Source organism: Streptomyces sp. NPDC020747 (genome assembly GCF_044334695.1).
Classification (GTDB): Bacteria; Actinomycetota; Actinomycetes; order Streptomycetales; family Streptomycetaceae; genus Streptomyces.
In genome coordinates this window covers 203522-223328 of sequence record NZ_JBIRTJ010000006.1, presented here as the reverse complement: position 1 = coordinate 223328, position 19807 = coordinate 203522, and the positions used below count along the sequence as shown (strand labels likewise).

Here is a 19807-nt window from a genome sequence, read left to right as displayed (position 1 = left end):
ATTTTCGAGCTGTTCGATCGTCAACTGCTACCTGAAACGGTCGACAACCGGTGCCCGCTTCCAGGTCGTTCCGGGTCGGTCCCGTCCCGGTCGGTCCCGGTCGTTCCTGGTCTCACTCCTGGCCGACGAGGCCGGATTCCCAGGCCCAGGCGGCGATCTCCACCCGGTTCCGGGCGTGCAGCTTGGCCTGCACGTTGCCCAGGTGGGTCTTCACCGTCCCCACCGTGATGGTCAGTGCGGCGGCGATCTCCGCGTTGGTACGTCCCCGGGCCACCAGACGTACGAGGTCCAGCTCGCGTGCCGACAGGGGGCTCGGCGCCACCCGACGGCCGGGCGCCTGAGCGTTCAGCCGGCGCAGCAGCCGCACCGTGACGGAGGGGCTGACCAGCGCTTCACCCGAGGCCGCCGCCCGCACGGCCTCGACGAGCAGGGCCGGACCGGAGTCCTTGATCAGGAAACCGCAGGCACCGTCGCGCAGCGCGCGGTGGACGTACTCGTCGTCGTCGAAGGTCGTCGCCACGACAACCTTCGGCGGGTCGACGGCGCCGGGGCGGTTCAGTCGGCGCAGCGCGTCGAGGCCGTCGAGGCGGGGCATCCGGATGTCCATCAGCACCACGTCTGGGCGGTACCGCTCGGCGAGTTCCACCGCCTGAAGGCCGTCCACCGCTTCGGCCACGACCTCGATGTCGTCCTCGGCGCCCAGGATCATCGAGAATCCGGCGCGGACCATGGCCTGGTCGTCGGCGATCAGTACCCGGATGGTCAACGGGTCCCTCCGCCCGGGACACGAACCAGGGCCGGGGCCGTGACCGGAACCTGGGCCGGGGCCGCCGGAACGGTGGCTTCGACGCTCCAGCCGCCCTCCGCGACCGGGCCCGTCCGGAGGTCACCACCGACCATGTGCACCCGTTCGGCCAGCCCTCGCAGCCCGAACCCACCGCCGGAGGTACGGCGGCGCGGCCGGCCGTCGTCACTGACCCGTACCGTGACGCCGTCGCCGCACCGGACCGCGCGCACCCGCACCTCGGTGCAGCCCTGGGCGTGTTTGCGTACGTTGGTCAGGGCCTCCATCACCACCCGGTGGGCGGTGGTGGTCACCTCCACCGGCAGGTCGTCGAACGGACCCGTCAGTTCGAGCCGGGCCGACGCGCCGCCGACCGCCGAGAACTCCTCGACGAGCGAGCGCACCTCCGCCATCCCGGCCAACGGCGCGAGGGCCGGTTCCCCGTCGGTGTCCCGCAGCATCCCGACCATCTGCCGCATGGACGTCAGCGCCTCCGACCCGGCGTGTTCGATCCGCTCCAGCGCCGGTGGCACCAGCTCCGGCCGCCGCTGCGCGATCGCCAGCGCGCCCTGCGCCTGCACCACGATCCCGGTCACGTGGTGGGCGACGAAGTCGTGCAGATCACGGGCGAACTCGGCCCGCTGCTCAAGACGCAGCGTCGCCGCCCGCCGCCGCCGGTCCGCCACGACCAGCCGCCAGGCGACGCCGCCACCCAGCACCGCGGTCGCCCCGACGGCGAGGAACAGCGCCACGATGACGCTGTTCTCCCCGACCGCGACCGCCAACGGCCGCAGCACGATCGCCGCCCACAGCAGCGGAGGCGCCGCCCACACCACCCAGCTCCGCCGCCCGCGCAGCGTGACAAGCAGCATCAGCCACAGCAGCGCCGTCGGCTCCGCGAGTCCGTACGCGTCCGAGGCCAGGGGATCCGGAGCGCTGCCGGGACCGACGCGCAACAGGACCGAGACCGCCAGCGACGTCACCCCCGCCAGAGCACCGGCCACGGGCAGGGCCCGCGCACCGAGCCACGGCGTGCCGACGACAGCGACCACCGCCGCCAGGGCGCCGACCGGCTTGGCGGAACGGTTGCCGAATCTGTCGTCGAGGCCCAGCGCCGGGTAGTCGAACCGCAACGCCAGGCACACCAGCGCCGTCCACACCAGCCACGCCGACCATTCCGCCCAGGGCCGCCGGACGCCGCGTGCCGCTCTGCCGAAAGTCGTAGCGGGCGGCGTGAGATCTGACTTTCGGCCGATCCGGTGCTCCGGACCGCCGGGCAGAGTCGACTTCGTCAGGCCGGTTACGCGATCCGTCACACCAAGGAGCATGCCATGAGCGGGATCACCTTCCGCGTCGAATCCGTCGAGGTGCTCGGGCCGCTCCTCGCCGCCTTCACCGTGCTCTTCGCCGTTCGTGCCACCCGTCGACGTCCGGGCTGGCACGGCAGGCCCGCGCTCACCCGGCTCGTGGCCGTCCTGTACGCGGCGGGTGCCCTGCACTTCACCCTGTTCCCGATCATCGTGGACCGGGCCCAGAACCTCTCCCCCTGGACCAGTCAGGTCCAGCCGATCCCCCTCATGGGCCTCCTCGGCATGGATGTCTCGTTCCCGCTCAACGTGTTCCTGTTCCTCCCCTTCGGAATGCTGCTCCCCCTCATGACCCGTCGGGAACTCGGCCCGGGGCGGGCCGCCCTCCGCGCCCTGGCCGTGAGCGCCACGATCGAGCTCATCCAACTCGGCATGTACATCCTGTTCAGCAACGGCCGAGGGGCGGATGTCGACGACCTCGTCACCAACACCCTCGGCGCCGCGCTCGGCTGTCTCTTCCTCCGCCTCGCACTCCGCTCCACCACCCTCTCCACCCCCACCCGCACCTTCGCTCTCCCGGGCACCGCCTTCGCCTCCCCCACCCCCGAAGCCCGGCCCACCCCGACAGTGGATCGGACCGTCTGACGGCCGACGCCCGTATCGGCGGCCTGTCTCAGACGTCGTACTCGTCCGGGATACGCATCCCGGGGCCGCCGACCTCCGTGCCGCGCGGGGTCGCGCGGTCCTTCGGTTCCTCCCAGGCCTCCTGGCGGCCGAGCGCGGTGAGGTCGAGCCAGCGGTAGCCGTTGTGGAACTCCTCGATGCCACGGCCGAAGGTCGAGTACGTGTGGAACACCTCGTCGTCCACCCGCAGGAACGCGCTGATGCCCGGCCAGTCGCCGCGCATGCTCTGCGACCAGGGCATTCCGGCCTCGGCGAGCTCGGCCTCGGTGCGGTGGAAGACCTGGACCGGGGCGACGCGGTCGTCGACCGTCGCGTGGAAGTCGTAGTTGAAGTCGCCGCCCGCCGAGGAGTACCAGGGGAACGTCCAGCCCATTCGCTCGCGGTAGGCGGCGAGCTTCGCGTACGGCGCGCGGCTCACCGCGGCCAGCGTCGTGTCGCGGGCGTGCAGCTGCCGCAGTCCGGAGATGCCGTCGGCGGCGGAGGAGCAGCTCGGGCAGCCCGTGTCGCGGGGGTGTTCGTTGCCGTCGGCGTCGATGTCGTACGTCCACATGAAGTGGTGCATGACCAGCTGGGGCCGCCCCTCGAACAGGTCGAGCAGGGACACGGTCCCGTCCGGGCCCTCGAAGGTGTACGGCTTGTCGACGCGGACCATCGGCAGGCGCCGCCGGTCGGCGTTCACCCGGTCGCGTGCCCGGGTGAGCTCCTTCTCCTTCGCCAGCAGTTCCTTGCGGGCCGCGAGCCAGTCCTCGCGTGACACCACCTCGGGCAGGTTTCCCATCGTCGCCATCGCGGGCCTCCCAGCTGCTCTCGTCGAACTCAGGACTCCACGAACTCAAGCCTCGACGAACACGACCGTCTCGTCGAGCGGTGCCCGGCCCGTACGGGTGTATTCCACCGCGGTGTCCTCGAACCCGATCGACATGCCGCAGAAGAGGAGGAGCTCGTCCGGGGGCGACAGGACCTCCGCGACGGTCCGGTGGTACTTCGCCCACGCCATCTGCGTACAGCTGTGCAGCCCCTCGGCGCGGAGCAGCAGCATGACGGTCTGCAGATACATGCCGACGTCGGACCACTGGGCCGGGCCCAGGTCGCGGTCGATGTAGCAGAACAGGGCGGCGGGCGCGCCGAAGCACTCCCAGTTCGCGGCGGCGGCCCGCTGGCGTGCCTCCAGGTCGTCGCGCGCGATGCCGAGCGCGCCGTAGCGCTGCTCGCCGAAGGCGGACCGGCGCTCGCGGTACGGGGACTTCAGCCCTGGCGGGTACATCTCGTACTCCGGCTCGTCCCAGGGGTCGCCCGCGGCCAGCCGCTCGCCGGCGCGCTTCTTGAGCTCGGCCAGCGGCCCGCGGGTCACCACGTAGGCGTGCCACGGCTGGAGGTTCGACGCGGACGGCGCCCAGGCCGCGGCGGACAACACCCGCTCCAGTACCTCCCCCGGGACATGCCGGTCGGTGAACTCGCGCACCGCCCGTCGGCTCGTGACCGCCTCATAGACGTCCAAGGCCGCCTACCTCCCAACTGCTCATCGCAACTGCTCGTCACTGCTCGACGTCACTGCTCGACGTCCCTGTTTTAGTCTCGACCACGACGGTATCATTCGATACCTTCTCGTGTTTAACTGTCGTCGAGTACGAATCCTCTGCCCCGGCTCCGGCCCGGGCACCGTTCCTTGGAGAAAGCGCATGACCACGCTGCTGCACATCGACTCGTCCGTGCTCCCCGGCGGGGCGTCCTCGTCCCGTTCGGTCGCGGACGCCTTCCGCAGGACCTGGGAGGAGCAGCACCCGGAGGGCAGGGTGATCCACCGCGACCTCGCCGCCCACCCGGTACCGCACATCACCGCCGCCGGCTGGTCCGCCGGGTTCACCGACCCGTCCGAGCGCACGCCGGAGCAGGCCGCCGCGTTCGGTGAGCGCGTGAGGCTCATCGAGGAACTGGAGCGGGCGGACGCCGTCCTGATCGGCGCCCCCATGCACAACTACTCGATCCCGTCGACCCTCAAGGCGTGGCTCGACAACGTGTTCCTGCTCGGCCGCACGGCGGGCGAGGCCCCCTCCGCCCAGGGCACCCCGGTCGTCGTCGTGGCCAGCCGTGGCGGCTCCTACGCGCCGGGCACCCCGCGCGAGGGCTTCGAGTTCGTGCAGAACTACCTGGAGGTCGTCCTCCAGGGTGCCCTCGGCCTGGACCTCGAATTCATCGTCCCGGAGCTCACCATGGCCCCCCGCAACCCGGCCATGTCCGAGCTGATCCCCCTCTACGAGGCCTCCCGCGAGCGCGCCTTCGCCGATGCGACCGCCAAGGCCAAGGCGCTCGCGGAACGCCTCGCCGCGTAACCCGCCTCCGGGCCCCGGGCGCGTCTACGCCTCGCCGTCGGCGGGGTAGGCGAACCGGGTCAGCAGCTCCGTCAGCTGCTCCCGCTCGCCGGGCCCCAGGTCGGCGACCAGGCGGTCGGCCGGTGCCGCCGCCCCCGCGTGGGCCGCGTCGAAGAGCTCGACGCCCTGAGGTGTGATCTCCACCGCCCGCACCCGCCGGTCCCCGGGAACGGACCTGCGTACGGCGAGACCCTTGCGCTCCAGGTCGTCGACGACCCGCATGATTCCCGCCTTGTCCGTCCCCGTCGCCGCGGCCAGGTCCCGCTGCACGGTGGGACCGCGGTCGACCAGCACGATCAGCACGGCGAAATGCCGCAGCTCGATGCCGAGCGGCCGGAGCGCCTCCGACATCACCGCGGCCGCGCGCCAGTGCGCCTGCCGCAGCAGCAGGCCGAGAGCGAAGGGCGAGGTGTCCCCGGGGCGGTCGGTCGCACGCGAGGCGGCGGCGGTGGCGGGGTGGGGAGCTTCGGCGGTCATGAGGGCATGCTACCGCTGTCAATTCAATCGATACGGTATCGATTGAAACGGTGTGTGGGTGCCCGTGGTGTTCCCCACCGGCTGGTTCTCCCCACCGGCTAGAGGGTTCCCCACCGGCTAGAGGTTCCCCATCGGCTCGATGTCGATCTTCACCGGGGTGCCCCAGATCCGCAGCACCTCGTAGTCGGTGAACTCGTGCACCAGCCGGTAGGCCATGCTCGGGCGGGGGCCCCGGCGCTGGGCGGCGAGATACAGCTCCGCCTCGTGTTTGTCGCGGCGGGGTGTGCCGCAGAGCTGCCAGGTCTGGCCGGTCCACAGCTCGGGCAGCCAGCGCTGCTGGGGCTGGGGCCGGTCGCCCCGTACGCCGTAACGCGACTTCGTGCGCTCCACGAGCTCGTCCGGGGCGGTCGGACGGCCCTGCGGGAACGAGTCGTTGACCTTCGAACGGCGGGCGAGGCGGCGACGGGTCTCGCAGAGCAGACACAGGTCCGGGGCGTCCTGGTCGACCGGGCCCGTGGGGTGCTCCGGGCAGCGTGTGGTCGGGGCCGCCGTCGTGACGGTCTCCTCCAGCAGGTCGAGGGCCCGCTTGAGGTCGGCCTTCACCTCGTGCAGTTTCGCGTCCTGCGTGTCGGAGGACAGGGCGTCCCCGTGCTCGCCGAGCACCCGCAGGGCACGGCCCAGAGCGGTCAGTTGCGCGTGGTTCACGGTTTTGGCGTCCCTTCCTTTTGGCTCCTCCACCCTCGCACGTCCCACTGACAGTCCGGGGAGAGCCAAAAGACTATGGACGGAGCGCTGCCGCCAGTGCCGCTCTCAGGTGGCCGTCGCTCTCCTCCAGGAGGCGGGCCGCCGTGGGGCCGTCCACGTCGCCCAGGATGGTGAGGATGGCGTTCTTGACCTCGCCGTCCGTTGCCGCGAGGGCTGCCTCGATCTCCTCGTCGGAGGCGCCGGTGGCGAGCGAGACGATACGGCGGGAGCGGGCGCGCAGCTTCTCGTTCGAGGCGCGTACGTCGACCATGAGGTTCCCGTACGTCTTGCCCAGCCGGATCATCGTGATCGTCGAGAGCATGTTGAGGACGAGCTTCTGTGCCGTGCCGGCCTTCAGCCGGGTGGAGCCGGTCAGCAGCTCGGGGCCCACGACCACCTCGATGCCGTGATCGGCCGCAGCCGCCAGGGCACTGTCCGCGTTGCAGGACAGGCCGACCGTGAGGGCGCCGAGCGCCCGGGCGTGCTCCACCGCGCCGATCGCGTACGGGGTGCGGCCCGAGGCGGAGACGCCCACGACCACGTCGTCCGCCGTGAGGTCCAGGGCGGAGAGGTCCTCCACGGCCAGCTCCGCCGAGTCCTCCGCGCCCTCGATCGACGTCGTCATCGCCGCCGGGCCGCCCGCGACCAGGCCGACGACCTCGGAGGGGTCGGTGTTGAAGGTGGGCGGGCACTCGGACGCGTCCAGCACCCCGAGCCGCCCGGCGGTGCCCGCGCCCGCGTAGACCAGCCGCCCGCCGCGCCCCAGCCGCTCCGCGATGGCGTCGATCGCCGCCGCGATGCTCGGCAGCTGCGCGGCGACCGCGCCCGGCACGGTCGCGTCCTCCCCGTTCATGAGCTTCGCGATGTCCAGCGTGGGCAACTGATCGATCTCGGACAACTCGGGCCGAAAGGCCTCGGTGGTCAGGCTCTCCAACTCGGCCCGCACATCACGGAAGTCGGAGCGCGAGGAGCGAGACGAGTGCGAGGGGGCGTCGGTGGCATCGGCGCTGGAGGTCATGTGCGACGGCTCTTTCTGGTGCGGGGCGTTCTGGTGCTTGATCTCGTTACGGTTCGGTCGGGCGCCCCGTAACGGGCGCGGGGCTGTGTACATGTGCGGCTCCGCCGCATGGGCGCGACCGGCCCCCACTCACCCGCAGCTACCCACCGGCCCCGGACCGCGGCTATCGAGTCGTGCTCCGGTGGCGGTGCGCCAGCGCCTCGTACGACGCCGACAACGCAGGCGCCGCGGTCTCGTACGTCCGCTGCGCGACCCCGATGAACAGGCAGTCCACCACCAGCAGTTGACTGGTCCGCGAGGACATCGCGGCCGGCCGCAGCTCGCTCTCCCGGGCCGTGGACGTGGTGAGGATGTGATCCGCGTACTGGGTGACGGGACCGCCCGGACGCCCGGTGATCGCGACCGTCGTGGCCCCGCGCTCGAACGCGACCCGCAACGGCTCGATGACATCACCCGTCGACCCGGAGTGCGTGATCGAGATCGCCACGTCCTTGGCCCGCAGCTGCACGGCGTTCGTCACCGCGAGGTGCGGGTCGCTGTGCGCCTGCGCTATGAGCCCGATCCGCAGGAGCTTCTGGGCCAGGTCCTGCGCGACGAGGCCGGACGCCCCGACGCCGTACACGTCGATACGACGGGCGGCCGCGAGGGCGGCGACCGCCGCGCCGAGCTGGACCGTGTCCAGTCCGGCCGCCGTGTCGGCGAGCGTCTGCTGTTCGTCGTACGCGAGCTTGGCGACCACGTCCGCGATCGGGTCGTCGACCGCGATGTCGGCCGTCACGGCGGGGGCGCGGCCCGACTGCTGCTGGGCGGCGAGCCCGGCGAGGGCCAGGCGCAGATCGCGGTAGCCGGGGTAGCCGAGGAGGCGGGCCGTACGGACGACGGTCGCCTCGCTGGTACCGGTCAGTTCCGCGAGGCCGGTGACCGTGAGTGCCGCGCAGCCGGCGGGGTCGGCGGCCACGGCCTCGGCGACGCGCTGCATGGAGCGGGTCATGGAAGGCGCGAGTGTGCGCACCTTCGCTGCCAGGGCCGCGGGGGCCGGCGGGGCCTCGCCCGCGAAAATTTCCTTCACTTCTTGGGTCACGTATGAAAGATATTTTCGCCGCGGGGGAGGGTCAAGGGGTGGGTTCCGCGTCCGCGCGCCGGTGGGGGCCGGTCGCGCCCATACCGCGGAGCCGCACCTGCGTCACAGCCCGTGCCCCTTACGAGGACCGGCAATCCGCTGCCCGGGTGACGCACAATGGACGTATGGATTCTCCGCCCTCCCCCCATCCCATCAGCCCCTTGGAGCAGGCGTTGCACGCGGCGCGGGCGCTCGTGCTTGCCGATCTCGCCGCCGGTGAGGTCGCCGAGCCGGACGTCGTCTCGTACGTCGAGGAATCGGTGGTGCAGCGGCGCTGGTGGGTGGAGCAGTGGCCGGAGGGGGCCGACTACGTGGCGGGGCTCGTCGCCCAGGACGTACAGGACGCGCTCCTCGAACGGCACGGGCGCTGGCCGCTGTGTCCCGTCTGCGGTGCCGGTGATCCCCACGCGCTGGAAGTGGAGCCGGAGTTGGGGGCCGACCCGCACTGGGTGTGCCACAAGGCGGGGGTGAAGGTCTCGGCGGTGGGCGCGCTCCAGGCGGCCGGCGGCGGGACCGGTAGTGCCGGTGGAGGGGCGCCCTCCTCGTGACCGTCTACATCGACCCGCCCGACTGGCCGGGGCACGGCCGTATGTGGTCCCACCTCGTCAGCGACGTCTCGTACGACGAACTGCACGACTTCGCCCGCAGGTTGGGCGCCCCCGCCCGGGCCTTCGAGCGTGATCACTACGACATCCCCTCGCACCGGTACGAGGACGCGGTGGCGGCCGGGGCCGTGCAGGTCCGCAGCCGTGACGTGGTGCGGCTGCTGCTCGCCTCCGGGCTGCGCAGGCCCAAGGGGCGGGCCGTACCCGGGAGTTGACGGGCCCGACACCTCTCCGGCGCCGGCCGCGCACCCATCACTCGCGCGGGGCCACCACTCACGCAGCCGTCACTCGCGCGGAGTTCAGCCCCGCAGCTCGTACGCGTACTGCTCGCCGTCGCCGTCCCCGTCCGCCCCGCTCACCCGGGTGAAGCCCGCGCGGGACAGCACGCTCTGGGAAGGGGCGTTGACGCGGTCCACCGTGGCGAACAGGGACGTGACGTCGTCGCGGGTCAGGGCCCAGGCGGACAGGGTGCGCAGGGCCTCGGCGGCGTAGCCGTTGCCGCGGGCGGACTCGGCCAGGTCGTAGCCGACCTCGGCGCGGCCCTCCTCGTCGGGGGCGCCGTGGAAGCCCATGCCGCCGACCGCGCGGCCGTCCTCGCGGCGCACCAGGACGAACAGGCCGAACTCCGGGCGGTGCACCCCGGCCTCGTACGCCTTCGTCACCATGCCGGCGGCGTCCCGCGTGCCCTCGAAGGGGCCGTCCTCCGTCCACTCGAAGCCGCCGGTGCCGCCCGTGCGGAGGTCGGCGGCGGCCGCGGGAGTGACGCCCTGGAGGGTGAGGCGGTCGGCGGGGATCACGAGGTTGTTGTTCCAGCGCCAGTCGGTGACGGGCGGGCGGCCGGGCAGGTCGCCGCGGCCCGTGGCCCACAGGAGCGTGCGCCAGTGGTCGGCTCCGGTCGCGGGCCGGACGTGCGGGAAGATCCGGGTGAGCACCGCCTCGCAGAGCGCCGCCGGGGGCTCGTACGCGACGCCCAGGCCCTCGGCGATGTCGTGCGTGTGCGCGAGCACCTCGGTGACGCCCATCGCGGCGAAGCCCTCGCGGTTCGCGCTGCGGAAGGGGTACGGGTGGAAGGCGCGGGCCTCTCGCGGGGCGGTCCGGACGGCTGCCGCGAGCAGGGTGCCGGTCGCCTCGACGACCTGGAGGACGTCCTCGGGGCTCTCGCACTCGTCCAAGTTGATCTCGAACGGTACGTAACGGTCGGTGGGGAGGCCCGCCAACTGCCCCGCGTAAGCGATGCAGTCCGACGCGATGTGCTCCGCCGTTAGACGGCAACTCCAGTCCAGGCGGCCCGCCTTGACGCTCCAGTCCCGGTCGGCCACGCTCCGCAGTGTCGCCACCGCGTCCGCGACCGCCTCTTCCACCTGATCCCCGCCCATGGCCAGCATGCGGGCGAGAATAGGTGATCAGTTCGTGGAACGGGACTGATTAATCGGCTCGTTGGGTGCGGTGGCGGAGGGCGCTGTGGCGGTGGAGGCCTGCGCTCCGGCGATCACCACTCGCGAGGCCGCCGTACGCCGGTGCAGGCGCAGCGAGACCGCCGTCACCGCGCCCGCCGTGACCGTCAGGGCCGCGCCCGCCCAGGCCGGGGAGGCGAAGCCGAGGCCCGCGTCGATGACGGCACCGCCGATCCAGGGGCCGCCGGTGTTGCCGAGGTTGAAGGCCGCTGTGGTGGTGGCACCGGCCAGGGTCGGGGCCTTGCCCGCGACGTTGAACATCCGGGCGTTGAGGGCCGGGGCCGTGTAGAAGGCGGAGACACCCAGGAGGAAGGCGATGGTGACGGCGGCGACGGCGTACTGCCCGAGCAGCGCCAGCGCGACCAGCAGCACGGACGAGGCCGCGATGCCGGAGAGCAGTACCCCGAAGAGGTGCGCGTCCGCGATCCGGCCCCCGATCATCGTGCCGATCAGCGCCCCGACGCCGAACAGCCCGAGCACCACGGGCACCCAGCTGTCGTCGAGCCCGGACACGTCGGTCAGCAGCGGCGCGAGATAGCTGAACGCGCAGAAGACACCGCCCGCGGCGAACGCGATCAGCGTGATGGAGAGCCAGACCTGCCGGTCGCGGTAGATCCCCAGCTCCCGCCTGAGCTGCGGCTTCTCGTCGGGGAGCGGGATACGGGGGATGAGTGTGGCCACTCCGACCAGCGCGACCGCGGAGGCCGCGCCGACCGCCCAGAACGCCGAACGCCAGCCGAGGCTCTCGCCCAGGAACGCGCCCGCCGGGACACCGAGGACGTTGGCGATGGACAGGCCGCCGATCATCACGGCGAGGGCGCGGGCCCGGGCGTTGACCGGGACCATGGCGATGGCCACGGCCGCGCCGACCGCCCAGAACCCGGCGCACGCCAGCGCGCTCACGACCCGGGACGCGAAGAGCACGGCGTAGTTCGGGGCGAGGGCGCCCGCGATCTGTCCGACCCCGAAGACCGCGATGAGCGAGATCAGGGTCGTACGACGGGGCAGCCGCAGCGTCGCCACGGCCAGCAGCGGCGCCCCCACCACCATGCCGACGGCGAAGGCGGATATCAGGAGCCCCGCGCGCGGAATCGACACGTTCATGTCGTCCGCGACGGCGGGCAGCAGGCCGGAGAGCATGAACTCACTGGTGCCCAGTGCGAAGACGGAGAGCCCGAGGACGTAGACGGCCAGGGGCATACGGGTGCGGGTGCTGGTGTGGGCAGGCGTGGCGGAGCCGGCGCTCGTGGGGACGGGCATATCAGGTGCCAACCTCATGGATGGGCCTGTCATTCCATCGGCTGCCGTTCAGCCCGTCAACAGGCCGAGCTCCGACTCCAGGTTCCGGCGTGCCGGACCCTCCCATTCCCTTGTCCCGTACGGGGTGTGGAAGAGGCGGGGCAGGTCCAGAAGCTGTCGCAGGACGGCCGCGCGGCCCTCGCGGAAGGCTTCCGGAGGGACGAAGGAGTACTCCTCGCGGACGGCGGCCGTGTAGTCGGCGTACGCGGCCTGGGGCGCGGCGAGGATCGCCAGGTCGGCGTCGCAGAGGACCTGGCCGTTGGGGTCGTCGTCGGCCGGGGCGTGCGTGACGGTCAGGCGGACGAGACGGGCGACCTCCGCCGTGCCGGCCGCCGAGACACCGGCCTCGGGCAGCGCGCGCTCGGCGAGCCGCGCGGACCGCTCCTCGTTCTCGGACCGGTCGGGCAGATAGACCGCGTCATGGAACCACGCGGCCAGCCGCACCAGGTCGGCGTCCGCCGCGTACTTCTCGCGCGCCTCCAGCACATCGATGTGGTCCAGGACCGCCGTCAGATGCTCGACCGTGTGATACCGCCGCTGCGGCTCCGCCCAGCGGGAGAGGAGGTTGTCGGCGTAGGGGGCGGGGTCCGGGCCGTCGTCCGTCCCACGGCTCGCCCGGAGGGTACGGACCCAGCGGGCGCGCAGGGCGCCGAGCGGGTCGGCGCTATTGGCGGTGTCGGGGGTGTCGAGGTTTGCCATGGGGTCATTCTCCGCCGGTCCACTGTCCATACTCCGGGTGCCCCTCAGCGCCCCATAGGGGCCAGGCCGATCGGTCCCGGTCCGTCGGTTCGTGGTGGTGAGCGCGTAGGCTGACTATTGGACTAGACCTGTAGCCGCCCGAGGGAAGAGGTCCTATGAGTGAGCGTGCAGTCCTGGAGGTGATCGCCCTCGGTGTCGAGGACGCGGTCGCCGCCGAGGCCGGAGGCGCGGACCGGCTGGAACTGGTCACCGACATGGCCGCCGACGGGCTGACCCCGCCGGTCGCGACCTACGCGGGGATCAGGGCCGCCGTCGGTATCTCGCTGCGCGTGATGCTGCGCCTGGCCGACGGTTTCGATGCCGGGGACGTACGAGAGCTCGTACGGGCGGCTCGGGAGCTGCGGGGCGCCGGGGCGGACGAGTTCGTACTCGGGTTCCTGGACGAGACGGGGGAGCCGGACCTGCCCGCGCTGGAGGCGGTGCTCGCCGAGCTGGACGGCTGCCGCTGGACGTTCCACCGGGCGATCGACCGCGCGGCCGACCGCGACGCGCTGCGCAAGAGCCTCGCCGACCTGCCCGGCCTGGACGCCTACCTCACGGCGGGGTCGGCGGCGGGCGTGGACGAGGGCCTGGCCACGCTCCTCGCGGAGGCGGCCCGCCGCGGCGAACCGGGGTACGAGCCCCGGCTCCTCGTCGGCGGCGGCCTCCGCCTCGACCACGTACCGCGGCTGCGTGCCGCCGGTGTCGACGCCTTCCACATCGGGGGAGCGGCCCGGCCCGACGGCTGGGACGTGCCGGTCTCGGCGGAGGCGGTACGGGAGTGGCGGACGGCACTGGACGCGTAGGCGCTCCGCCGGGGCGCGGTGCTTCAACCGCGGGTGAGTGGGGGCTGGTTGCGCAGTTCCCCGCGTCCTGGCCTGTCAGCTCTCTGACCGGGGCTGCGACAACTGGGGCGGCAGCGGGGCCGTGTGGGTCACGATCAGGCCCGAGACCGCTCGGGTCAGGGACACGTACAGGCGGCGCAGGCCCGTGCGTTCGTCCGGTTCGCCGTCGACGACGGCCCGGGGTTCGTCCAGGACCACGTAGTCGTACTCCAGTCCCTTGGCGAGCGAGGCCGGGACCAGGGTGAGGCGGGTGGTGAGGGTCGTCTCCTCGCCGGGGCCCAGGTAGGGGAGCCCGGCCGCCGTCAGCGCCTCGGCAAGCAGCGGCACGCGTGCGTCGGCCGCGATCAGGCCGACCGAACCCTCGTTGCGCAGCAACTCCTCGCAGGCGGCGACGACTTCGGTGCCCGCGGTGGCCTCGATGGCAGCGGCGTCCGTGGCGTCCGCGGTGGCCGGGCGGACCTCGAAGAAGCCCGGGTTCTCGCGGACCGACGCCACCGGGGTCAGGCCGGGCGCGATGTGGGGGAGGAGCCGGGACGCGTAGGCGATGACGTCCGTCGGCACGCGGAAACCGGCCGTCAGCTCCTCGACGACCGCGTCCCCCTTGCCCAGGTGGGTCAGCGCCTCGTCCCAACTCCGCGTCGCCCAGGGCGTCGTGCCCTGCGCCAGATCCCCGAGCACGGTCGCCGAACCGGTCGTGCAGCGCCGCCCCACCGCCCGGTACTGCATGGGGGAGAGGTCCTGCGCCTCGTCGAGCACCACGTGCCCGAGGGAGTGCGTGCGCTGTACGAGGTCGGTGGCCTCGTCGATCAACACGGCGTCCGCGGCGGCCCACTTGGCGGACTTCACCGACCGTACGGGCCTGGCCCACAGGATCGTCTTCTGCTCGTCCTCGGTGAGGACGCCCTCCGCGTGGACGGCCAGGAAGTCGGCGTCGGAGAGCAGGCGCAGCACGAGCTTCGCGGGATCGACCGGCGGCCAGAGAGCCTTCACCGCCGCCTTCACCGCGGTGTCGCGGGCCACGGCGTCCTGCACCCGGTCGTCCGGGGCCTCGCCCGACCGCTCCATCTGCACCAGCACGGCGTGCGCGATGCGCTGCGGCAGGGCCTCGCGGGCGGCGCCGTACCGGATGTCCCGGTCGAGCAACTCCCGGACGATGACTTCGAGTTCGTACGCCGGAACGCGCCAGCGCCGCGAACCGCGGACCACCATGACCGGCTCGGTGGGCATGGTCACGTGCGAGCGGACGGCCCGGCGCAGCACCTCGGCCATCCGGGCGTCGCCCTTGACGACCGCGGCCGGTGCCTCGTCCCTGCCCCGTACCTCCACATGCCCGACCAGGTCGTCGACCGTGGCCTGCTTGACCTCCAACTCGCCCAGCGCGGGCAGCACTTGCTCGATGTAGTGGAGGAAGGACGCGTTCGGCCCGATGACCAGGGTGCCGGTGCGGGCGAGCCGGTCGCGGTGGGCGTAGAGGAGATAGGCGACCCGGTGCAGGCCGACCGCCGTCTTCCCGGTGCCCGGACCGCCCTGCACGCAGACCGAGCCGCCGAGACCGGACCGTACGATCTCGTCCTGCTCGGGCTGGATCGTCGCCACGATGTCGCGCATCGGGCCGACGCGCGGGCGCTCGATCTCCTGCTGGAGCAGCTTGCTGGTGGCGGCCGCCTCGGCGGGGTCGGAGAGGTGCTCGTCCTCGTACGCGGTGAGGTCGCCCGCCGTGTAGCCGAAGCGGCGGCGCAGCGCGATGTCCAGCGGGTTCTTCTTGGAGGCCCGGTAGAAGGGCTGGGACACCGGGGCACGCCAGTCGATCACCATCGGGTCCCCGTCGGCGTCGTGCACGTGCCGGCGCCCGATGTAGAAGCGCTCGCCCTCCGCGCCCTCCGCCTGGTCCGCGCCCGGGGAGTGCAGATAGTCGAGGCGGCCGAAGAAGAGCGGGGTGTGCGAGAGGTCCGCGAGCGCCTTGACGCGCTCGTCGATCTGGCGGGAGAGGACCTCCGCGTTGACCCAGTTCGCGGTGACGTCCCGGATGTCGAGCGACTCGACGTCCTCGCGCATCGAGCGGAGGGCGGCGCGGGAGTGGGTGAGGTGGGCGCGCTCGCGGGAGAGCGGGTCGTCGGACTCGGACGAACCGGGGACCGGCATGGCGGGGTCGGGCATGGCGGGGTCGGACGGGCTGGACACGGGTGATGCCTCCGGGGCCTGGAGCCTGCTGCGTGGGTGTGCCTCATCGCCGTATGGCGGGGCTGTCGCCGTATGGCCGGGCTGTGTGTGCCGACCGGTTTCCGTCCGGGCGGCGGCACTCCGCGAGGGAGGCGGGCAAGAGCGAAGATCCTAGGCGAGAGGGGGTGACGGGGGCCAACCATTATTCGCGGCGACCGAACCCGGGATCCGTACGGCCGACCGCGTACGACACCTGCCGTCCCCTAGGGGACGGGGTCCCCCTCCCTACGGGGCACGTGTCACCCCGGAGTCGTACGCGCGGACGACGGAGGTTCGGTCCGCAGACCGATGAAAGCGGAGGGCGGAAATTCCACTATGGATACATGAGCGCAGCGACCTTCACCCCAGCCCCCGTCAGTCCCGGCCCACCCCCGGGAGCCACCGCCCTCCGGGGCAGCCACCACCACCGCCTCGGCGACGCCCTCCGCGCGGTCAAGGTCTTCGCGACCGCGACCCTGAGCGTGGTGCTCCTGGGCGAATACGAAGAGGAGGCGGGCGTACGCCGCCGGTAACCGCGCCCCTTCAGGGGCGCGGGACCGTGTACATGTGCGGAGCGAACCCTCAGCTGTCCGCGAGCAGCTCGTCCGCGTCCACGATGCGATACGCGTACCCCTGCTCCGCCAGGAACCGCTGCCGATGCGCGGCGAAGTCCTGATCGATCGTGTCCCGAGCCACCACCGAGTAGAAGTGCGCCTGGTGCCCGTCGGCCTTCGGCCGCAGCACCCGCCCGAGCCGCTGCGCCTCCTCCTGGCGGGACCCGAACGTCCCGGACACCTGGATCGCGACCGTCGCCTCCGGCAGGTCGATCGAGAAGTTCGCCACCTTCGACACCACGAGCACACTGATCTCGCCCTGCCGAAACGCCTCGAAGAGCTTCTCGCGCTGCGCGTTCGACGTCTCACCCTTGATGACAGGCGCGTCCAAGTGCTCGCCCAACTCGTCGAGTTGGTCGATGTACTGCCCGATGACAAGGATCTGCTGCCCGGCGAACCGCCGCACCAGCGCCTCCGTCACCTTCCGCTTCGTCACGGTCGTCGCGCAGAAGCGGTACTTCTCCTCCGTCTCGGCGGTCGCGTACGCGAGGCGCTCGGCGTCCGTGAGATTGACACGGACCTCCACGCAGTCCGCGGGCGCGATGTACCCCTGCGCCTCGATCTCCTTCCACGGAGCGTCGAAACGCTTCGGGCCGATCAACGAGAACACGTCCGACTCACGGCCGTCCTCCCGCACCAGCGTGGCCGTCAGGCCCAGGCGCCGACGCGCCTGGAGGTCCGCCGTGAACTTGAAGACCGGCGCGGGCAGCAGATGCACCTCGTCGTAGACGATCAGGCCCCAGTCGCGGGAGTCGAACAGCTCCAGGTGCGGATAGACACCCTTCCGCTTCGTCGTCAGGACCTGGTACGTCGCGATGGTGACCGGGCGGATCTCCTTCCGCGTACCGCTGTACTCCCCGATCTCCTCCTCGGTCAGCGAGGTCCGCTTCACCAGCTCGTGCTTCCACTGCCGGGCGGAGACGGTGTTCGTGACGAGGATCAGGGTCGTGGCCTTCGCCTGGGCCATGGACCCGGCGCCGACCAGCGTCTTTCCGGCGCCGCAGGGGAGTACGACCACCCCTGACCCGCCGTGCCAGAAGTTCTCCACCGCCTGCTTCTGGTACGGCCGCAGCGCCCAGCCGTCCTCGGCCAGCTCGATGGGGTGCGCCTCGCCGTCCACGTACCCGGCGAGGTCCTCGGCCGGCCAGCCCAGCCTCAGCAGCGTCTGCTTGATCTGGCCGCGCTCGGAGGGGTGCACGGCGACCGTGTCCGGGTCGATCCGGGCGCCGACCAGCGGAATGACCCGCTTCGAGCGGAGGATCTCCTCCAGCACGGGCCGGTCGGTGGTCGTGAGGACGAGGCCGTGCGCCGGGTCCTTGCTCAGCGTCAGGCGGCCGTAGCGGTCCATCGTCTCGGCGATGTCGACCAGCAGCGCGTGCGGCACCGGATAACGGCTGTACTGCACGAGCGCGTCCACGACCTGCTCGGCGTCGTGCCCGGCCGCGCGCGCGTTCCACAGCCCGAGCGGCGTCAGCCGGTAGGTGTGGATGTGCTCCGGCGCCCGCTCCAGCTCGGCGAAGGGTGCGATGGAACGACGGCACTCGTCGGCCAGCTCGTGGTCGACCTCCAGGAGCAGCGTCTTGTCGGACTGGACGATGAGTGGACCATTCACGCGTGCGTCCCCTTCTGCACAGCTGTGCGGTGTGCACGGCCAAACGTCCAGTGTGCCTGATCGTCCTCGCCGCACGCCTCGAACCGGATGGCGCCCCCTCCTGTCCTACTGGATGTCTATTCATTCCAATGAGTGGTGGGAATTCAGATTTACGGCCGCGGACCCGAAGAATGGCGATCCCCGCAGGTCACTGCCCCAGGTCACCGCCCAGGGAGAGCCACCGTTGTCCGGACCCGGTCACAGCCACATCCACGCCCCGCCGCACGCGCCTCCGCCGGCCTCACCGGCCGCCGCGCTGCCGGTCGTCTCCCAGCCGTCCACGACGCTCGGGTACGCCCTCTTCGCCACCCGCTGGCTGCAGGCCCCGCTCTACTTCGGGCTGGTGGCCGCGCAGGGCGTGTACGTCTACAAGTTCTTCAACGAGCTGTGGAATTTAATTCTCCGGTGCGTGACCGGGCAGGCGAACGAGACGTACGTCATGCTCGCCGTGCTGAAGCTGGTCGACGTCGTCATGATCGCGAACCTGCTGATCATGGTGATCGTCGGGGGGTACGAGACCTTCGTCTCCCGGATCGGTCTCCAGGGCCACCGTGACCAGCCGGAATGGCTCTCGCACGTCAACTCCAACGTCCTGAAGGTGAAGCTCGCCACCGCCATCGTGGGCATCTCCTCCGTCCACCTGCTCCAGATGTTCGTGGACGTGCACCACACCTCGCAGCACTCGCTGCTGTGGGGGACGGTGATCCACATGGCCTTCATCGCCTCGGCGGCGATCCTGGCGTACATGTCGGGGCCGATGGCGGAGCACGGGGACCGCTCGCACAAGGGGCACGGGCACGGGCACGGGCACGGTGGAGCCTGCGGGGAGCATTCCGGCTCGACCGTCCCGGCCGAGTTCTCGACCTCGACCTCCATCTCGGCGGCGGACACGCGGGCCCCGGTCCCGATTCCGGTCCCGATTCCGGCCCAGGCGACGGATTCGTACCTGTCCTCGTCCCCGTACGAGAACTCCTCCTACGAAACCGGCGCCGAGACCCGGATCCGTGCCGCCCGTTTTCCCTCCCGGAAGCAGTTGGAGGAGTTCGACGAGGATCATCCGCGGGACTTCGACCGGGAGGTGCTGGCCCGGCTCGGCAAGCTGGACTTCGTCGCCGCGCGGCGGAACGTGGTGTTCGTGGGGCCGCCCGGCACCGGCAAGACGCATCTCGCCGTCGGCCTCGGTGTGCGGGCCTGCCAGGCGGGGCACCAGGTGCTGTTCGCGACCGCCGCCCAGTGGGCCGCGCGGCTGACCGGGGCGCGGGCGGCCGGGCGGCTCGCCGAGGAGCTGGCCGCGCTGGACGCCCACCCGCTGCTGATCGTGGACGAGGTCGGCTACACCCCGTTCGACGCGGACACCGCCCATCTCTTCTTCCAGCTCGTCGCCCACCGCTACGAGCGGGCCTCGCTGATCGTGACCGGCGACCGCCCGCTCGGCCGCTGGGACGAGATCTTCGGCGGCGCCGCCCCCGCGATGGTCGACCGCCTCGCGCACCACGCGGAGATCGTCCGCCTCGAAGGGGACAGCTACCGGATGCGCCGGGCTACTTCAGCGTGGGCAGAGTGATGTTGTTGACCAGCGGTCCCTCGACGCTGACCCCCTCGGTGACGAGCGGTTCGACGGCGGCGACCGGGATGGGCAGCGGCAGCGCGGGCTGAGCGGCGGCGGCCTGCGGGGCGAGCACGCCGACGAGCGCGGCCGAGGCGAAGAGTGTGGCGGTGGCGGCGGTACGGATCGCGGCACGGCGCGTGGTGCGGGTCGAGGCACGGGGCGCGGTGCGGGTCCGGACGTTGGAACGCATGGGGTTTCTGAAGCCTTTCGAATGCCGCTGAGGCGGGGGTGGGGGCCCTCGGAGGGGACGGGCCGGACTCGGGTGCCGAGTCCGGCCCGCGGGGCGTACG

Annotated in this window: 21 protein-coding genes; 7 read left to right on the top strand and 14 right to left on the bottom strand. The window is 71.9% G+C overall.

Features of this window, described 5'->3' with window-relative positions; all coding sequences use genetic code 11:
* Positions 1-112 precede the first annotated feature (112 nt).
* Positions 113-766 (bottom strand): response regulator transcription factor, encoded by a 654-nt coding sequence (locus ACH4YP_RS18445; protein WP_361058333.1) that lies wholly within the window; start codon positions 764-766, stop codon positions 113-115.
* Positions 763-2100: a sensor histidine kinase gene (locus tag ACH4YP_RS18440; protein WP_398491178.1), complete on the bottom strand. Its 1338-nt coding sequence runs from the start codon at positions 2098-2100 to the stop codon at positions 763-765. Before ACH4YP_RS18440 ends, ACH4YP_RS18445 begins: the two co-directional genes overlap by 4 nt.
* Before the next feature lie 15 nt (positions 2101-2115).
* Here ACH4YP_RS18440 and ACH4YP_RS18435 point away from each other — a divergent pair, with 15 nt between their 5' ends.
* Positions 2116-2736 (top strand): VanZ family protein, encoded by a 621-nt coding sequence (locus ACH4YP_RS18435; RefSeq protein ID WP_398491176.1) that lies wholly within the window; start codon positions 2116-2118, stop codon positions 2734-2736.
* Positions 2737-2764: 28 nt separating this feature from the next.
* On the opposite strand, the gene ACH4YP_RS18430 is transcribed toward ACH4YP_RS18435, so the two are convergent.
* Entirely contained in the window at positions 2765-3562 is a 798-nt protein-coding gene (locus ACH4YP_RS18430) for a DUF899 domain-containing protein (protein WP_398491175.1), read from the bottom strand.
* A gap of 45 nt (positions 3563-3607) precedes the next feature.
* The gene (locus ACH4YP_RS18425; RefSeq protein WP_398491174.1) at positions 3608-4273 is read right to left on the bottom strand and encodes a nitroreductase; all 666 of its coding nucleotides are present in this window, start codon (positions 4271-4273) and stop codon (positions 3608-3610) included.
* Between the two features lie 181 nt (positions 4274-4454).
* Between ACH4YP_RS18425 and ACH4YP_RS18420 the strand changes: the two genes are divergently transcribed.
* Positions 4455-5105: an FMN-dependent NADH-azoreductase gene (locus ACH4YP_RS18420; RefSeq protein ID WP_398491173.1), complete on the top strand. Its 651-nt coding sequence runs from the start codon at positions 4455-4457 to the stop codon at positions 5103-5105.
* 24 nt (positions 5106-5129) lie between these two features.
* Here the strand turns inward: ACH4YP_RS18420 and ACH4YP_RS18415 are convergent, their stop codons facing one another.
* The 4 genes from ACH4YP_RS18415 to ACH4YP_RS18400 form a co-directional block, all read right to left on the bottom strand.
* Positions 5130-5621 (bottom strand): MarR family winged helix-turn-helix transcriptional regulator, encoded by a 492-nt coding sequence (locus ACH4YP_RS18415; protein WP_361057879.1) that lies wholly within the window; start codon positions 5619-5621, stop codon positions 5130-5132.
* 117 nt (positions 5622-5738) lie between these two features.
* The gene (locus tag ACH4YP_RS18410; RefSeq protein ID WP_361057877.1) at positions 5739-6326 is read right to left on the bottom strand and encodes a hypothetical protein; all 588 of its coding nucleotides are present in this window, start codon (positions 6324-6326) and stop codon (positions 5739-5741) included.
* A gap of 73 nt (positions 6327-6399) precedes the next feature.
* Positions 6400-7383, bottom strand: coding sequence for an N-acetylmuramic acid 6-phosphate etherase (gene murQ / locus ACH4YP_RS18405; protein WP_398491172.1), 984 nt, complete (start codon positions 7381-7383; stop codon positions 6400-6402).
* A 163-nt stretch (positions 7384-7546) separates the two neighbouring features.
* Complete coding sequence (locus ACH4YP_RS18400; RefSeq protein WP_361057873.1) at positions 7547-8464, bottom strand: MurR/RpiR family transcriptional regulator; 918 nt, start codon at positions 8462-8464, stop codon at positions 7547-7549.
* 164 nt (positions 8465-8628) lie between these two features.
* On the opposite strand from ACH4YP_RS18400, the gene ACH4YP_RS18395 reads away from it, so the two are divergent.
* The gene (locus tag ACH4YP_RS18395) at positions 8629-9051 is read left to right on the top strand and encodes a hypothetical protein (RefSeq protein WP_361057871.1); all 423 of its coding nucleotides are present in this window, start codon (positions 8629-8631) and stop codon (positions 9049-9051) included.
* A complete protein-coding gene (locus tag ACH4YP_RS18390; RefSeq protein WP_361057869.1) occupies positions 9048-9323 on the top strand; it encodes a DUF4031 domain-containing protein in 276 nt (91 codons plus the stop codon). Before ACH4YP_RS18395 ends, ACH4YP_RS18390 begins: the two co-directional genes overlap by 4 nt.
* An 84-nt stretch (positions 9324-9407) precedes the next feature.
* Here ACH4YP_RS18390 and ACH4YP_RS18385 read toward each other — a convergent pair whose 3' ends face one another.
* The 3 genes from ACH4YP_RS18385 to ACH4YP_RS18375 all read right to left on the bottom strand — a co-directional run bounded on the left by ACH4YP_RS18385 (position 9408) and on the right by ACH4YP_RS18375 (position 12560).
* A complete protein-coding gene (locus ACH4YP_RS18385) occupies positions 9408-10493 on the bottom strand; it encodes a GNAT family N-acetyltransferase (RefSeq protein ID WP_361057867.1) in 1086 nt (361 codons plus the stop codon).
* 18 nt (positions 10494-10511) lie between these two features.
* On the bottom strand, positions 10512-11762 hold the full coding sequence (locus tag ACH4YP_RS18380; protein ID WP_398491405.1) for a Cmx/CmrA family chloramphenicol efflux MFS transporter: 1251 nt from the start codon (positions 11760-11762) through the stop codon (positions 10512-10514).
* Between the two features lie 108 nt (positions 11763-11870).
* A complete protein-coding gene (locus ACH4YP_RS18375) occupies positions 11871-12560 on the bottom strand; it encodes a hypothetical protein (protein ID WP_398491171.1) in 690 nt (229 codons plus the stop codon).
* A 155-nt stretch (positions 12561-12715) separates the two neighbouring features.
* On the opposite strand from ACH4YP_RS18375, the gene ACH4YP_RS18370 reads away from it, so the two are divergent.
* Complete coding sequence (locus ACH4YP_RS18370) at positions 12716-13405, top strand: copper homeostasis protein CutC (RefSeq protein WP_361057863.1); 690 nt, start codon at positions 12716-12718, stop codon at positions 13403-13405.
* Positions 13406-13480: 75 nt separating this feature from the next.
* On the opposite strand, the gene ACH4YP_RS18365 is transcribed toward ACH4YP_RS18370, so the two are convergent.
* Complete coding sequence (locus ACH4YP_RS18365) at positions 13481-15586, bottom strand: HelD family protein (protein WP_398491403.1); 2106 nt, start codon at positions 15584-15586, stop codon at positions 13481-13483.
* A gap of 401 nt (positions 15587-15987) precedes the next feature.
* Between ACH4YP_RS18365 and ACH4YP_RS18360 the strand changes: the two genes are divergently transcribed.
* On the top strand, positions 15988-16176 hold the full coding sequence (locus ACH4YP_RS18360; protein ID WP_361057861.1) for a hypothetical protein: 189 nt from the start codon (positions 15988-15990) through the stop codon (positions 16174-16176).
* 49 nt (positions 16177-16225) lie between these two features.
* Here the strand turns inward: ACH4YP_RS18360 and ACH4YP_RS18355 are convergent, their stop codons facing one another.
* Positions 16226-17869 (bottom strand): DNA repair helicase XPB, encoded by a 1644-nt coding sequence (locus ACH4YP_RS18355; RefSeq protein ID WP_190228949.1) that lies wholly within the window; start codon positions 17867-17869, stop codon positions 16226-16228.
* Between the two features lie 295 nt (positions 17870-18164).
* Between ACH4YP_RS18355 and istB the strand changes: the two genes are divergently transcribed.
* Entirely contained in the window at positions 18165-19472 is a 1308-nt protein-coding gene (gene istB / locus ACH4YP_RS18350) for an IS21-like element helper ATPase IstB (RefSeq protein ID WP_361057889.1), read from the top strand.
* Here the strand turns inward: istB and ACH4YP_RS18345 are convergent.
* Positions 19450-19707, bottom strand: coding sequence for a hypothetical protein (locus ACH4YP_RS18345; RefSeq protein ID WP_398491170.1), 258 nt, complete (start codon positions 19705-19707; stop codon positions 19450-19452). The genes istB and ACH4YP_RS18345 overlap by 23 nt on opposite strands.
* Between the last annotated feature and the right edge of the window lie 100 nt (positions 19708-19807).

Excerpts from the sequence above, each read along its gene's own strand:
- ACH4YP_RS18430 (WP_398491175.1), bottom strand. The coding sequence starts at position 3,562 with ATGGCGACGATGGGAAACCTGCCCGAGGTGGTGTCACGCGAGGACTGG.
- ACH4YP_RS18420 (WP_398491173.1), top strand. The coding sequence starts at position 4,455 with ATGACCACGCTGCTGCACATCGACTCGTCCGTGCTCCCCGGCGGGGCG.
- ACH4YP_RS18370 (WP_361057863.1), top strand. The coding sequence starts at position 12,716 with ATGAGTGAGCGTGCAGTCCTGGAGGTGATCGCCCTCGGTGTCGAGGAC.
- ACH4YP_RS18375 (WP_398491171.1), bottom strand. The coding sequence starts at position 12,560 with ATGGCAAACCTCGACACCCCCGACACCGCCAATAGCGCCGACCCGCTC.
- murQ (WP_398491172.1), bottom strand. The coding sequence starts at position 7,383 with ATGACCTCCAGCGCCGATGCCACCGACGCCCCCTCGCACTCGTCTCGC.
- ACH4YP_RS18365 (WP_398491403.1), bottom strand. The coding sequence starts at position 15,586 with ATGCCGGTCCCCGGTTCGTCCGAGTCCGACGACCCGCTCTCCCGCGAG.
- ACH4YP_RS18435 (WP_398491176.1), top strand. The coding sequence starts at position 2,116 with ATGAGCGGGATCACCTTCCGCGTCGAATCCGTCGAGGTGCTCGGGCCG.
- ACH4YP_RS18360 (WP_361057861.1), top strand. The coding sequence starts at position 15,988 with ATGAGCGCAGCGACCTTCACCCCAGCCCCCGTCAGTCCCGGCCCACCC.
- ACH4YP_RS18345 (WP_398491170.1), bottom strand. The coding sequence starts at position 19,707 with ATGCGTTCCAACGTCCGGACCCGCACCGCGCCCCGTGCCTCGACCCGC.
- ACH4YP_RS18395 (WP_361057871.1), top strand. The coding sequence starts at position 8,629 with ATGGATTCTCCGCCCTCCCCCCATCCCATCAGCCCCTTGGAGCAGGCG.
- ACH4YP_RS18415 (WP_361057879.1), bottom strand. The coding sequence starts at position 5,621 with ATGACCGCCGAAGCTCCCCACCCCGCCACCGCCGCCGCCTCGCGTGCG.
- ACH4YP_RS18380 (WP_398491405.1), bottom strand. The coding sequence starts at position 11,762 with ATGCCCCTGGCCGTCTACGTCCTCGGGCTCTCCGTCTTCGCACTGGGC.
- ACH4YP_RS18385 (WP_361057867.1), bottom strand. The coding sequence starts at position 10,493 with ATGCTGGCCATGGGCGGGGATCAGGTGGAAGAGGCGGTCGCGGACGCG.